Below are 14,788 nucleotides of genomic sequence, written 5' to 3'. Positions count from 1 at the left end.
TATCATACCAAATTCCACGCTGGATGTATCTGCCATGAATATAACCTTTAGTTTCATGTGGGCACGTTCCTTTAAAATTATACCCACGTCCAACGTTTGCTTTCGTTATATTGCTTCAGTAATTTAAACGCTTTTTGACCTCATTAAATTTTAAAAAATAACATATAGTTTATAGTACTCGGTTGATTATAATAGGAGGGGGTTAGATGAAAAATGACTCTAATACCGATAACCAGGACACATCCATAGATTCCAGTCTTCAACTGGCTTTAATTGCAGCAGCACTAACAACGTTAGCCGATTTAATTGGTACTTTTGCGGCTTTAGAAGCTATTGATGAAGCAAGAATTCAAGCAGAAGAAGAAAAGCAAGCTCAAGAAGAATTAGAAGCGAGGTTTAAAACAATAGAGACGGAAATTCAAAAGCTGCAAGACGAGCTGCAAGATTTAAAATCAGACGGCTAACTATATCACATATAATCAACAAAAGGCAAATTAATCTAATCCATCATCCTATAATCCTACGAAAAAAGGCAATGGATTAAGTGATTCTAAATCCATTGCCTTTGTTTATTCTCTTAGCGCGCCCAGAGGGATTCGAACCCCCGGCAAACCTGGTACCGGAAACCAGTGCTCTATCCAGCTGAGCTATGGGCGCATATACATTATAAATTTGACACATATTCTATTATAACGCCGCTTCGTCAGAGAAACAAGTCTTTTTTATTAAAAGATGATAATTTGGTAAAAACAGACTATCGAAAGTCGATAGTCTGTCAATACCAAACTTATTTTAAGCCTTCAGTCCATTCAGCTACTTTATCCGGATTTGCTTCCACCCAATCAGCCGCTGCGTCTTCAGGACTCGTACCTTCCTGAATTGCCAGCATAACTTCTTCCATGTCATCTAAATCCCAGTAGAAATTATCGAGAACTTGGTATGCTTCCGGAAGATCTTCTTCTAATCCCTCACGTACCATTGTTTTCAATACTTCAGCTTCCCCAAATGTACCTTCAGGGTCTTCTAAATATTTTAAATCATATGTTTGGAATTTCCAGTGTGGTGACCATCCAGTAACAATAATATCTTCTTCATTATTGTATGCCTCGCCTAAAGCTGTTGCCATTGCACCACTGGAAGAGGTTTGAACTTGCCAACCATCAAGATTATCATAATCTTCTAAAGCCTCTTCTGCATTTTGCACAACACCTGCACCAGCATCAATACCAGTGATTGTCTTTCCTGCTTCATCTGTTAAATCTGCGATTGAATCGACATCCATATAACTAGGAACTACTAAACCAATTGCCGCTCCTTCAAGATTCTCACCAAGATCAACAACTTGGTCGCCATATTCTTCATATTGAGCAGCCTGTGTTCCCGGCAACCATGCCGAAACCATTCCATCTGCTTCACCACTCGCAACTGCTTCCCACATTACTGCATTATCAAGCGGGGTTAAGCTAACGTCATATCCTAAATCCTCTAACACTTTACCAACAACATGAGTAGAGGCTACTTCTGAATCCCATTCCACATACGCTATTTCAATTTCATCACCATCTACAACTGCATCCTCTGAACCACTGCCTGATTCTGAATTACCGCAAGCAGCAAGTAATGCTAATAAAAGTACAGCAATGAGACTTAATATTTTTTTGTTAAGTTTTAACATCACTATTGACTCCCCTTCTTTTTAATATATATGGAAACTTTTCAATGAAAAGATGCCAACTTGTTTTAGTCTTTTTTCTTATTCATATTTTGTGTAATGCGATCAATAATAATTGCCAAAATTACAATGCCGATTCCAGCAACAAAACCTGGTCCTACTTGTGCACGTTGTAAGGAGGAAAGAACCTCTCGTCCTAATCCTGGTGCACCAATCATGGATGCAATAACAACCATTGATAAAGCAAGCATAACGGTCTGGTTAATTCCAGCCATAATGGTTGGTTTTGCCATAGGCAGCTCTACTTTAAACAATTTTTGTGCTCCAGTACTACCAAATGCATCTGCAGCCTCTACTAAGTCTTTTGAAACCTGACGAATACCTAGGTTCGTAAATCTCACCGTAGGAGGAGTAGCAAATATTAAAGATGCAAACACTCCCGGTACCATTCCAATACCAAAAAATGCAACAGCTGGAATTAAATAAACAAATGCAGGCATTGTCTGCATGAAATCCAGTATCGGCGTAATAATTGCATTTGCCGTTTTGCTTTTTGACATCAAAATGCCAATAGGTACTCCGATAATAACAGATAAGATACTTGCCAGTAACACAAGTGTTACTGTGTTCATCAGGTTATCCCAGTGTCCTTGATTATAAATTAGCCAAAGACCGACAATTGAGAAGACAGCTAAACCAAACTTTTTACCTGAAATAAAGAATGCCAGAATAGCAATAACGAGAATAAAAATTACTGGAGGAATATTCATTAGCACGTCTTCTGACATGAATTCCATGAAACTTCCAAAATGCTCTTTAACTGGATTAAATAAAAATGAAAATTTATCGGTTATAAAATCAGTTACATTTTTTGCTGCATCTGATAACGGTATTTCTGGTATAAAATCTAATGCATTATTAAGCATCTAAGTTCACCTCACTATCACTTGCCAGTGCGGCTATTACAGCCCCGCGCACAATGATTCCTTCTAACTTCTCATCTTTCACAACTGCTACAGGAGTTGGAGAATCATAAATAATATTGAAAATATCGTGCATCGCTGTATCACGATTTACTTTCGGAATATCCGTTCGAATAATCTCTGTTAAATCTTTAATGTCTTTCTTACGGGCTTCTGAGGCATCTTCTGCTGTAACGTACCCTTTTAAATTCCGTTTGCTGTCGATGACTAAAATACTAGATATTCCCTCTTCTCGCATGCGCTCTAAAGCAACTCTTGGACCATGCTTTTCAATATTTACTGTTTCAGGACGTTTCATAATATGCTGTGCTGTTAAGATTTTAGAGATATCTACATCTTCAACGAATTTTTCAACATAATCGTTAGCAGGACTAACTAATATTTCCTCTGGTGTACCTATTTGAACAATGACACCATCCTTCATTAATGCTATCCGGTCCCCAAGACGAAGCGCTTCATCTAAATCATGGGTAATAAATATAATAGTCTTTTTCATCGTAGACTGTAAATCTATCAATTCATCCTGCATTTCTTTACGAATAAGTGGATCCAATGCAGAGAATGCTTCATCCATTAACAGAACCTTCGGATCGTTCGCAAGTGCTCTTGCAAGACCAACCCGCTGCTGCATTCCTCCTGAAAGCTGGCCAGGCTTTTGATTGATATAGTCTCCCAATCCAACTAATTCTAAAGCTTTCTTTGCTCTCTCTTCTCTTTCTTCTTTAGGCACATTTTGAATTTCAAGTCCATATTCTGCATTTTTCAATATGGTTCGATGCGGAAACAGTGCAAATTGCTGGAAAACCATGCTTAATTTCTCTCTCCGCACCTGACGAAGTGAATTCTTATCCATTTTCGATAAATCTTCGCCATCAATTAAAATATTTCCTTCCGTTGGTTCAATTAATCGATTAAGCAAGCGGACTAATGTTGATTTACCACTCCCGGAAAGTCCCATAATGACAAAGATTTCACCGGCTTCAACCGAAAAAGATGCACGGTTTACACCAACCGTACTACCAGTTTCTTTTAAAATCTGTTCTTTTGTTAAACCTTTATCCAATAATTTTAATGCTTGTTTTTTATTTTTACCAAAAACCTTCGATAGATTTTTCGCCTCAATTATTGGCATGCTTTCTCACCTCTTTTTTAGTTTTGCATTTGCACTTAATGACGTACGTTAATAGTCTTAATACTTTTCTACCAGTCAGAAGCCATTAGAAAATTGGCTTTTCGCCAAAGCTTTCACTCCGTAAAGTGCGCAGTATTTTATTGATACCTATAACATTATTTGTAATTTAAAAGAAATATTTCTCAATAAAAGAAAAGCCACTTATACCCGAACAGCAATTAGTCACTTTATAACTATAAACCTTTCAATTTTTAACCACAAACTTTAAATTCGGTTGTTTTTGTATGTTTTATACGTACAATTTAAATTGCATGAACTTCACCTTGATTATTCGTTTATTTCCGCTTATTTGCTCCAAAATACTACCTAACAGCATATTTTTAATACTTGCTATTTTCATGTATGCTTTTATTGGGGATGTATAGGAGGATGCTATGGAGAAGCTTCACACGAACGATAATATAATAGTAAATATCATGATCGAATTCTCAAAGACAATTGAATTGTTTGGATTAACAACCTTAGAGGCAAGATTGTTTGCATATCTTTATTTATCAGAAGAGACCCTGACATTAGATGAGATGGCAGAAGCATTAGGAAAAAGCAAAGCATCTATTAGCACGAACATCCGAAGTCTGGCCGAATTAAACCTTGTTACACGTGTATGGAAAAAGGGTGTACGAAAAGACTTATACCAAGCTGATTCCCAACTATTTAAAACATTTATGACTTCCTTTCAGAGGAAATGGATCGACATAGCCCGCCGTCAAAAAAGTTCCCTGGAAGAAATAAACAACTACTATATAAAACAAAGCAGCCGTGAATTAACACTAGATGAGCAAACAAACCTAACAGAACGATTAAATGAAATCATCACCTTTCATGCTCAAATAGAAACGCTTTTTAAGAACATGAAATCAGATTAAGCAACATACTATTCTATATAGTTAGCTAATAATTAGCAGTGATATAATAAAAGCCGAGTAAGAAATGAAAATGCAAATTTCTTACTCGGCTTTTATTTATCAAACTCCCTATATTGATGCTTAACTTAATAAAAAGGTTTATAATGCAAAAATAAGGGTATCATGGAGTATAGATTTTTAAGAAATACATTTCTTTTTGTTTGACCTTTATTGACCATTCAGCTATTATGAAATTATATCCATAAAAGTGGGTGTACGATGTTACAGACTAAAGGAGGATTTACAATGAATTTAGTACCTACAGTTATTGAACAAACCAACCGTGGAGAGCGCGCATATGATATTTACTCACGTTTACTGAAAGACCGCATTATTTTACTAGGAAGTGGAATTGACGACAATGTGGCTAACTCGATTGTAGCCCAATTGCTTTTCCTTGAAGCAGAAGATCCAGACAAAGATATTTCATTATACATTAACTCACCGGGTGGATCCATTACAGCTGGTATGGCAATTTACGATACGATGAATTTCATCAAGCCAGATGTATCTACAATTTGTATCGGCATGGCAGCATCAATGGGTGCGTTCTTACTTACTGCTGGTGAAAAAGGAAAACGCTATGCATTGCCTAATAGTGAAATTATGATTCACCAGCCTTTAGGTGGAACTCAAGGACAGGCAACAGATATTGAAATTCATGCGAAGCGTATTATTGAAATTAAGCGCAGAATGAATGAAATTATGGCCGAAAAAACAGGTCAACCATTAGAAGTAATTGAGCGTGATACAGAGCGGGATAACTTTATGACTGCACAAGCATCTGTAGAATATGGTTTGATTGACAAAATTTTAGAGCGTAAAGAAGAAAAATAAGCAACAATAAACTTTTGAGCCTGCGAGAACATTATTTTGTTCCCGCAGGCTCTTTATATAGCATTTATCTCCAATCCTGCCTCTAAGGTTTTGCAACAAACGAAATGAGATGATCTACAGCGATCTGTTCATCAGCGCCATCACCAATTAATACAATATCTTCGCCCTTTGTAATTGCAAGACTCATTAGGCCCATTATACTTTTTGCATTTACTTTTTTTCCATCTTTCTCTAGAAATATATTTGCAGAATAGCGATTCGCTTCCTGTACAAATTGTGCTGCTGGTCTAGCCTGCAAACCTGTCTCCAATTCCACCTTAACCGACCTTTCAATCAAATCGTCCATCCTCCTCATTTTAGAAAACGCTATCATATAAAAACATGACAGAAATTTTCTTTCACTTTTTTATGCAGATAGAAAAGTAATATACTTTCCTATCTGCTTATAAAATTTCTGCCTTTATTTCAATTAAACGGTAATCCTTTGAATTATCAGTATTATAACACGAATAGCAAAACGAATGTACTAATTTACTTACTAATTCTTTAAGATTGTTTCCCCGCGTCGTATTTTATCTGCAAAGTCATCAATTTTTTTCAATCGATGATTCACTCCTGATTTGGAAATCTTGCCACTTGCTACTAATTCTCCTAACTCCTTTAAGGAGACATCCTCATGCTGGACACGAAGCTTGGCAATTTCCTGTAATTTCTCAGGCAGTTGATCTAAACCAACTGTTTTATCTATCAGCTTAATATTTTCAATTTGTCTGAATGCCGCTCCTATTGTTTTATTTAAATTGGCTGTTTCGCAATTAACTAATCGGTTGACAGAGTTCCGCATATCTCTTACGATTCGGACATCCTCAAATTTAAACAGTGCATTATGCGCACCAATAATGCTTAAAAACTCCGTGATTTTCTCAGCTTCCTTAATATAAACAATATATCCGTTCTTTCTTTCCAATGTACGGGCACGTAAGTCAAACGCATTCAATAATTCACATAATGCATCATTATGATCCTGATAGAAGTTAGATATTTCAAGATGGTAGGATGAGGTTTCTGGATTGTTAATTGAACCTCCTGCAAGAAACGCACCGCGTAAATAGGACCTTCGGCAGCATCCGCTTTCCAAATATTTTTTGGAAATTGTACGAACAACCTTATAGGGCTCATGGATAATATCCAAGTCCTCCAAAAAGGGCTCCACATCATCTTTCATCCGTACAATATATACATTATTCTTCTTCAATTTCATTTTTTTACGGACGAGCAGCTCTACTGGGAGCGAATAATTCGCTTTAATTAATGTATATATTCTTCTTGCGATTGCAGCATTTTCTGTTTGTACATCAAGTGAATAGCCATATCTTGATAATGAAACAGCACCATTCATTCTTATTAATGCTGCCAGTTCTGCAACTTGGCAGCATTCGTCAACTTCAATTGTTGTCAATTCCTTTTTAATTTCTGAAGCAAAGGACATGAGATCCCCCCTTTACCATTGCTCATAAATCTGAGTTATTCTTTTTGTAATGATTGTTCAAAAAGTCTGGTCCTTCTATTCAGCGTCTATAATATTGAATATAATAACTTTGCAATTTTAGTATTATCATGTCTGACAGTCGCTTGGGAATGATCGATAATATCCCCTTCAATAATTTCCAGTCCCATATCGATTAACCGTTCCGTATCATAGATAACTGGGGCTGCGTTTTCTTCTGCATAAACTGCTTGAATAGACTTTTCAATTGGTTCATTATGTACGACAATCGCGTCAATACAACCTTTACCAATATGATCCGTAATTGCCTGAACATGATCAGAAGCTGTATACCCTGTGGTCTCTCCAAATTGAGTCATGACATTACAAACATAAACAACCTTTGCTTTCGTAGTCTTGAGTGATTCTTTTACCTGGGGGATGATCAAGTTAGGCATAATACTTGTATATAAGCTCCCTGGTGAGATAACGACTAAATCAGCCGCCTCAATCGCCCTAACTGCATTTGGAAGTGGCTTAATTGGCTGCGGACTTAAAAAAACACGTTTGATGCGTTTATTCATAAGTGGAATTTTTGATTCCCCAGAGACAATTGTCCCATCCGTCATTTCAGCATGTAAAGACATGTTTTCATTTGATATTGGGTAGATCTTTCCTTTTACATTTAGAACACGTGATATTTCTTTAATGCCTGTATTAAAATTACCTGTAACAGACGTCATTGCCGCAAGCAGAAGATTGCCTAAAGAGTGACCAGAAAGGCCATTCCCCTCTGCAAATCGATGCTGGAATAATTCAAGAAGCATTGGCTCAGCATCTGAAAGGGCTGCAATTACATTTCGAATATCACCTGGTGCTGGTATTGCCATTTCATCTCGCAGCCTGCCGCTGCTGCCTCCATCATCAGCAACCGTTACTAATGCTGTAAGCTCGATTGGCAAATCTTTTAGTCCTCTTAATAATACCGGCATGCCGGTACCGCCACCGATGGCAACTACTCTTGGGAATTTTTGATTATTCATTTTTAATGTCCCTTTCTTTTATCAATATCCCGATGGCTGACATGCGTAATATAGCCTGCAGAGAGCTCTTTGGCAAAAAATTCAGCTAACGCTACAGAACGGTGCTGTCCGCCAGTACAACCAATTGCTACAACAAGCTGGGATTTCCCCTCTTTTTTATATTGTGGAAGCATAAATTTTAATAGGTCGAGTACTTTATCGTTAAATTTCTGTGTGTCCGACCATTTGAAAACATAGGAAGCCACATCCTGGTTCAATCCGGTTAACGGCTGCAGGTTAGCAACATAATGGGGATTCGGCAAAAATCGCACATCAAATACCAAGTCCGCATCGATTGGCAGACCATACTTAAAGCCAAAGGATAGAAAATGCACAGAAAAAATTTCCTGTTTTTCTTCCGAATAGATTTTCAGGATTTTTTCACGAAGGTCTCTTGGTTTCAAGCTCGTTGTATCAATAATCCGCTGTGCCCGCCCTCGAAGTTCATCCAAAATTTCGCGTTCCTTTGTGATTCCATTTAAAGGAAGTCCACCTGTTGCAAGCGGATGTGAACGTCTAGTTTCTTTATAGCGTGAAACAAGTGCTTCATCCTTTGCATCTAAAAATAGAATATGCTCGTTTAGCCAGTCCTCATGACCAAGAACGTCTAAAGCTTCAAATAAAGAATCAAAAAACTCACGACCTCTTAAATCCATTACTAATGCTACTTTGTGAATATTGTTTGTGGAATCCTTCATCAAATCTAAAAACTTAGGCAACAATGCAGGAGGAAGATTATCTACACAATAGTAACCTAAGTCTTCGAAGCTCTGTATTGCAACTGTTTTTCCAGCTCCAGACATACCAGTTATAATAACCAAGTTTGTTTCTTGTTCGATACCCATTAACAATCTCTCCTTCTTATACATAAAAGGATGTTTGGATCTGCTAGTACAATTCCTTTTGTATTCCATCTATACTAAGATATGCTCAGGCAAACATCTTCCATTCATGATTACTAATTTTTCTAGCTCTTAAAAAAGATTATACATTGGCTGAGCCGGATAATATATGATACCGAAGCAGTCTCATCCGTTCTCCATACATTTCCTCTTTTGTTTTTCAAGCCACTGCTTTCATTATACTATGAACGAAACATTTCCAACAAGGAAATGAAAAAAGAGTATTTTTGACAAATATGGACAAACTTACACTCAAAAAAAAACACAGGTGATATACACCTGTGCAATAAACTAATTTATCTATTAAAAGGGGGTCAATTAGTTATTTATAGTGTACCCCATTTATGTTGCGAACGTATTACAACACCATTAAGAAGCAATTACTATTAGTAAATTTTTTTACACATTTATTATTAATTTGTTGTTTTTAACTTTTCTGCAAGGTCTTCAACATACTTAATTGCGGCTTCTGCTGCAATGCTTCCATCACCAGTAGCTGTCACAATTTGTCGAAGTGTTTTTTCACGAATATCCCCTGCTGCAAAAATACCAGGGAGATTCGTCTCCATATTTTCATTCGTTGGAATGTAACCATCACTATTTGTAATACCAAGTGATTTAAATGGCTCACTAAGCGGGACCATGCCAATATATACAAACACACCATCAGCCGCAAATTCTGATACTTCACCAGTCTTTTTGTTTTCCAAGGTTACACTGCTTACTTTTCCTTCAGGACCATTGATTGTATTAACAACAGTATCCCAGATGAAATCAATTTTGTCATTGTCAAATGCACGTTCTTGGATGATTCTTTGTGCACGAAGCTCATCACGACGATGAATGATGGTTACTTTATCTGCAAATCGAGTCAAGTAAATTCCTTCTTCAACTGCTGAGTCTCCGCCACCAATCACGACTAGATTTTTCTGTTTAAAGAAAGCTCCGTCACATACAGCACAATAGGAGACACCGCGTCCCCCAAGTTCTTCTTCCCCTTGAATACCTAACTTCTTGTATTGTGCTCCTGTTGCAATAATTATTGATCGTGTTTGAAACTCCTTGCTACTTGTGACAATTGTTTTATAATCTCCATGATCAATAACTTCTTTAATATCGCCATAAGCATATTCAGCACCGAATTTTTTTGCGTGCTCAAACATTTTATTCGATAAATCCGGCCCTAAAATGTGATCGTAACCCGGATAGTTTTCTACATCTTCTGTGTTCGCCATTTGTCCACCCGGAATCCCACGCTCTAGCATTAACGTATCTAAGTTTGCACGAGAAGCATAAACCGCAGCAGTCATTCCAGCTGGTCCAGCTCCTGCGATAATCACATCATACATTCTTTCTTCGGACATTGAAATCGCCCCTTCAAATTATATATATTTTAATCATATTCAGTGTATAAAATCCCGCAGCATCCGTCTATCTTTCTGCTCAGCGAACCCCTTTTTCAGCTCCATGGCCCATCTTCTTGAGAAAGTGTGGGATGCTTCTTGCAGCCCTCTTCCCATAGTGCTAAAGCTTTACTTGGATCGCCGGTTTGATATGCTGATACACTGTACCATTTATAATAGGAAAGATGGTTTTTCACTTTTTCTTTCATTAACGTGCGAAAACGAGTGAAAGCTTCTTCGTGATTTCCTGTTCTTGAAAACGTCACTGCGATTCTCAGCTTCTGCTGTTCATGAATTGGATATATATTTTTTAACACATGTATATGTTTTTCATATTTTTGTTTCTCATTCATTTCATAATAAAATAAGGCAAGATTAATATGACTGTACAGTGCATTCGGATCTTCCTTTAACATGTCCATCTCCAGCTGTACGGCTTCCTGCTGTTTTCCAGTGAAAAACAATGCATGGGTATAATCATGCTGTGCCATTGTATATTCGGGAAAAAGGATTTTCATCTCTTCAAGGAGAGGCATTGCTTTATCCCACTCTTTATTTTCCATATGATAAAACACTGTTTCCTGTAAAATTAGCAGCTCATCTTCATCCTCAAAAAACCAATCTTCTTCATCATCTTCGTCGTCAATATCAAGAACTTCGATTAAGCTTTTTGCTTCTTCGCTGAATTCTCCATCCGGTTCTTTTTCCAGATAAGAATTAGCATATTTTTTGGCATCATTTAAGAGTCCAAGATGTGCATAATTATTTGCTATTAAATAATAGCAATCAATATAATCACTGGATTGCAATACATTTGTCAGCAGCTGATTCGCCGCGTGATATGCACCAGTTTCTGTATATATAATCGACATTTGACATTTATATAATGGTTCATTAGGATTCTGCTCGATTGCTTTTTTCAGCCATTTTATCGCTATATCGAACTTTCTTTTTTGAAAAGCCTCTACACCTTTCGTAAAGTAAAATTCACCTTCAGGAATAAAAGGGATGATCTTATTTGATTTCAATTCGTTATTCTTCTTCACTTGCATAGTATCCCCCTAAAATCGCAACATCCGACAAAATTATACCATAGATTTTGGGCTATTCCTATAAGATTGGAAGAAAACTGGAACTAACCTGTACAATTTAAGAAAAATGTCGAATCATGAGGCTGTTTTATATATTGCTAATGCGCCAGATAATAAAAAAACACTGCACTTCCAATTGTTGTAGTGTGTCTACAATTGGGGTGCAGTACAAGGTTAACCTTTTAAATGCTATTCCACTGCCGTTACAGCCTCATGAATTGCTACATCCAATTCTTCCGTGCAGGCCGCTTTTTGCTCTTTATTCCACGTAAAAACTTTTGCCATATAATCAATCACTGACTGTTTGTGTAATTGAACCCAGTCAATATTAAAAAATAAAGCTCCAGTTCTTCTTATAAAAAAGTCTATCGGTTTACATGCCATCTCATAATCAATCGCATAGCTCAATTCGGCAAACACAATTGGATCGATCTCCTCTTCCGCTGCTTGCTCCTTATTATTTTGATAAGCTTCAAACAGAATATCTACATTAGAGCCGTACCTTGCTATCAGTATTTTAGCTGCCTCTTCCTTTATCCCCAATTGTAATCCTTCTTTAAGCTTATCCTGTTTGAATTGCTGAAAACCACTTGAACCGCCTACATCTCCTCCAGAAATCGGAAGATGCTTTGTCTCACAAGCCGAGTAAAGCAATCCATCTTCATTTTTAAATTGTTCTGCAATTAGGTCAACAGCTTCTTTTGCCATTTTTCGATACCCTGTCAGCTTACCGCCTGCCATTGAAATTAATCCTGTTTCAGATATAAATATTTCATCTTTACGCGATATTTCACTTGGACTGCTCGCTCCTTCTTCAGCAATCAGTGGCCGGAGTCCTGCCCAGCTTGATTCAATATGTTCAGTCTTTAACTCCATAGATGGAAACATATATGCAATAGCTTTTAGCAAATAATCCCGATCTTCTGCTGTAATGAGCGGATGAGCAATGTTACCACTATATGTCGTATCTGTTGTACCAACATATGTCTTTTCGCCACGCGGGATTGCAAATATCATCCGGCCATCTGGCGTATCGAAATAAATAGCGTTTTGCAGTGGGAAGTCCTTCTGTGAAAATACAAGATGCACCCCTTTGGTTAAATGCAATGACTTCCCTTGCTTGGACCCATCCATTTCCCTGACTTCATCAACCCATGGACCAGCAGCGCTAATGATTTTTTTAGCGAATATCTTAAATGTCTTTCCATTTAACTGATCTTCAACAACAACCCCAACTACTTTTGATTGCTCATAAACAAAGTCAATGACTTTTGTATAATTTATTGCCTGCACGCCATGTTCGACAGCTTTTTTCATTACTTCCATTGTCAGTCTGGCATCATCTGTTTTATACTCCACATAATAGCCTGCCCCTTTTAATCCTTCCCTTTTTAAAAGCGGCTCCTTCTGTAATGCCTGCTCACGGCTTAGCATTTTCCGTCGCTCCGTTTTTTTAACACTTGCGAGAAAATCGTATACTCTCAATCCAATGTTACTAGTGAGCGGACCGAGCGTACTCCCTTTATGGAATGGGAGAAGCATCCACTCTGGGGTTGTCACATGCGGTCCATTTTCATACACTACTGCACGCTCTTTGCCTACGTCAGCAACCATTTTTATTTCAAACTGCTGTAAATAACGCAATCCACCATGGACAAGCTTTGTTGAACGGCTTGAAGTTCCAGCAGCAAAATCCTGCATTTCCACTAAACCTGTTTTCATTCCCCTTGTCACTGCATCCAGAGCAATTCCAGCTCCTGTAATTCCACCACCAATTACAAGTACATCTAACGCTTCATGTTCTAAGCTATTCATCGTAGTATCTCTTTTAAAACTTGAAAATAAAGTCATTTTTACACGCTCCTTTAAAACTCTGTTATTTAGCTAGCTATACCCTTTTATTACCTCATTCATGTGATAAAGTGAAATTTATTAAGTGGGGTTCCTTCCATCGCCACTTAATGTTAGTACCACAAGAGAGACACACAGGTCCTTGAACGGAATCAGAAATTTACAGGCTGTATATACCATAAGGGTACGAACAGGACTCTCTCCGCCTTTTACTAGATGAGGCTTGAGCGGTAATGCGATGAGAAAATAAAAAGAACCGCAAACATACTAATGCCTCTATGCACTAGTAGTCTGCGGTTCTCCATTTCTCCGTCCAATACGTATTAACTTAATTACATCATAGCATATTCAAACTGCTATGTACAGTAATTAGATGTGATTCTATAAATTAAAATGCTTTCTCAACAGCATTATTAACCTCTTGCAAACTCTTTGCCATCCCTGATTCTACCGCTCCCACGTAAGCTCCTTCCACTAATGGCGCTTCTGATATCATTACTTCAATTGATTCTGCCATTTCAATCGCTATTTCGGCATTCATTTTCGCACTTCCAATATCATAAAAAAGCATTACACCCTTTCCACAATCAGCACGATGTATGGACTCCAAAATCTTTTCAATGCTTGTTCCAATCTCATTTTCCTCCGTACCACCTGCAGCTTCAACTGGTACCTCCGTGATTACTTGTGAAATAAGTTCCTTCAAGCCTTCAGCAATTTTGGAACTATGGGAAATTAACACGATACCGACACGTTCCATCTTACTCTTCCTCCTTGATTACTTCCGACAATGCTTCAAAAACATAAAATGATGATGCGGCACCAGGATCAATATGTCCAATCGATTTCTCTTTGAAGTAAGAGGCTCTTCCTTTCGTAGCCATTATTTCTTTTGTTTGTTCCATTGCATTTTTTGCGGTATAAACAACATCTTCTGCCTGCACTTTTGCTGTTTCCTTAAAATAATCTGCAACCGGAGACCATACATCAACCATTGTTTTTTCTCCTATCGTTGCCTTGCCTCGCTGCATAATGCCAGCAACAGCATCTTCCAGTCCCTTTGCAAATGCCTCCTGATTAACTGCATCCATTCCTTTTATCCCCATTGAAAATCGCAGAAAAGCAGTGCCAAATAATGGCCCGGAAGCTCCTCCGACCTTTGACATTAAAGTCATGGCTGTATCCTTTAATACATCGGAGACCGTATTGTAATCCTTCGAGTTAACCTGTTTTACAACTTCTTGAAAACCACGTGACATATTAATGCCGTGATCACTATCTCCGATTGCTTGGTCTAAATCGGTTAAATAATCTTTGTTTTGCTGTATTTTCTCATTTATTTTTTCGAGCCACTGAATTGTATCTTTTACTTGAAGTTCCACCA

General features: G+C 37.6%; 15 protein-coding genes and 1 tRNA gene. 3 read left to right on the top strand and 13 right to left on the bottom strand.

What is annotated here, in order from left to right; translation table 11 throughout:
* Positions 1–206 precede the first annotated feature (206 nt).
* Positions 207–464: a hypothetical protein gene (locus tag NSQ77_RS17620; RefSeq protein WP_339227374.1), complete on the top strand. Its 258-nt coding sequence runs from the start codon at positions 207–209 to the stop codon at positions 462–464.
* Between the two features lie 117 nt (positions 465–581).
* On the opposite strand, the gene NSQ77_RS17615 is transcribed toward NSQ77_RS17620, so the two are convergent.
* From NSQ77_RS17615 to NSQ77_RS17600, 4 genes are all read right to left on the bottom strand, one after another.
* Positions 582–657 (bottom strand) — tRNA-Arg (locus NSQ77_RS17615).
* A 130-nt stretch (positions 658–787) separates the two neighbouring features.
* Entirely contained in the window at positions 788–1,675 is an 888-nt protein-coding gene (locus tag NSQ77_RS17610) for a glycine betaine ABC transporter substrate-binding protein (protein ID WP_339227373.1), read from the bottom strand.
* Positions 1,676–1,740: 65 nt separating this feature from the next.
* The gene (locus tag NSQ77_RS17605; protein ID WP_339227372.1) at positions 1,741–2,598 is read right to left on the bottom strand and encodes a proline/glycine betaine ABC transporter permease; all 858 of its coding nucleotides are present in this window, start codon (positions 2,596–2,598) and stop codon (positions 1,741–1,743) included.
* Positions 2,591–3,787, bottom strand: a complete 1,197-nt coding sequence (locus NSQ77_RS17600; protein WP_339227371.1) for a glycine betaine/L-proline ABC transporter ATP-binding protein — start codon at positions 3,785–3,787, stop codon at positions 2,591–2,593. Before NSQ77_RS17600 ends, NSQ77_RS17605 begins: the two co-directional genes overlap by 8 nt.
* Positions 3,788–4,221: 434 nt before the next feature.
* Between NSQ77_RS17600 and NSQ77_RS17595 the strand changes: the two genes are divergently transcribed.
* Both NSQ77_RS17595 and clpP read left to right on the top strand, forming a co-directional pair.
* Positions 4,222–4,713, top strand: a complete 492-nt coding sequence (locus tag NSQ77_RS17595; protein WP_339227370.1) for a MarR family transcriptional regulator — start codon at positions 4,222–4,224, stop codon at positions 4,711–4,713.
* Positions 4,714–4,998: 285 nt separating this feature from the next.
* On the top strand, positions 4,999–5,589 hold the full coding sequence (clpP, locus tag NSQ77_RS17590) for an ATP-dependent Clp endopeptidase proteolytic subunit ClpP (RefSeq protein WP_095311210.1): 591 nt from the start codon (positions 4,999–5,001) through the stop codon (positions 5,587–5,589).
* 82 nt (positions 5,590–5,671) lie between these two features.
* Here clpP and NSQ77_RS17585 read toward each other — a convergent pair whose 3' ends face one another.
* The 9 genes from NSQ77_RS17585 to dhaL all read right to left on the bottom strand — a co-directional run bounded on the left by NSQ77_RS17585 (position 5,672) and on the right by dhaL (position 14,786).
* A complete protein-coding gene (locus NSQ77_RS17585) occupies positions 5,672–5,926 on the bottom strand; it encodes an HPr family phosphocarrier protein (RefSeq protein WP_339227368.1) in 255 nt (84 codons plus the stop codon).
* Positions 5,927–6,127: 201 nt separating this feature from the next.
* Entirely contained in the window at positions 6,128–7,078 is a 951-nt protein-coding gene (gene whiA, locus NSQ77_RS17580; RefSeq protein ID WP_339227367.1) for a DNA-binding protein WhiA, read from the bottom strand.
* 86 nt (positions 7,079–7,164) lie between these two features.
* Positions 7,165–8,118 carry a YvcK family protein gene (locus NSQ77_RS17575; protein WP_339227366.1) on the bottom strand — a complete coding sequence of 318 codons (954 nt, stop codon included), beginning with the start codon at positions 8,116–8,118 and terminating at the stop codon, positions 7,165–7,167.
* Between the two features lie 2 nt (positions 8,119–8,120).
* A complete protein-coding gene (gene rapZ, locus NSQ77_RS17570; RefSeq protein WP_339227365.1) occupies positions 8,121–9,002 on the bottom strand; it encodes an RNase adapter RapZ in 882 nt (293 codons plus the stop codon).
* A 470-nt stretch (positions 9,003–9,472) separates the two neighbouring features.
* A complete protein-coding gene (trxB, locus tag NSQ77_RS17565) occupies positions 9,473–10,423 on the bottom strand; it encodes a thioredoxin-disulfide reductase (protein ID WP_339227364.1) in 951 nt (316 codons plus the stop codon).
* Positions 10,424–10,518: 95 nt separating this feature from the next.
* Entirely contained in the window at positions 10,519–11,508 is a 990-nt protein-coding gene (locus tag NSQ77_RS17560; protein ID WP_339227363.1) for a hypothetical protein, read from the bottom strand.
* Between the two features lie 234 nt (positions 11,509–11,742).
* The gene (locus tag NSQ77_RS17555) at positions 11,743–13,404 is read right to left on the bottom strand and encodes a glycerol-3-phosphate dehydrogenase/oxidase (protein WP_339227361.1); all 1,662 of its coding nucleotides are present in this window, start codon (positions 13,402–13,404) and stop codon (positions 11,743–11,745) included.
* A gap of 388 nt (positions 13,405–13,792) precedes the next feature.
* Positions 13,793–14,164, bottom strand: coding sequence for a dihydroxyacetone kinase phosphoryl donor subunit DhaM (dhaM, locus tag NSQ77_RS17550; protein WP_339227360.1), 372 nt, complete (start codon positions 14,162–14,164; stop codon positions 13,793–13,795).
* A gap of 1 nt (position 14,165) precedes the next feature.
* Positions 14,166–14,786 carry a dihydroxyacetone kinase subunit DhaL gene (gene dhaL, locus NSQ77_RS17545; RefSeq protein ID WP_339227359.1) on the bottom strand — a complete coding sequence of 207 codons (621 nt, stop codon included), beginning with the start codon at positions 14,784–14,786 and terminating at the stop codon, positions 14,166–14,168.
* Between the last annotated feature and the right edge of the window lie 2 nt (positions 14,787–14,788).

The sequence above is a fragment of the Oceanobacillus sp. FSL K6-2867 genome (assembly GCF_037963145.1).
Lineage (GTDB): Bacteria > Bacillota > Bacilli > Bacillales > Amphibacillaceae > Oceanobacillus.
The sequence above is the reverse complement of the archived record's forward strand: the minus strand, read 5'-3'. Positions and strand labels throughout refer to the sequence as shown.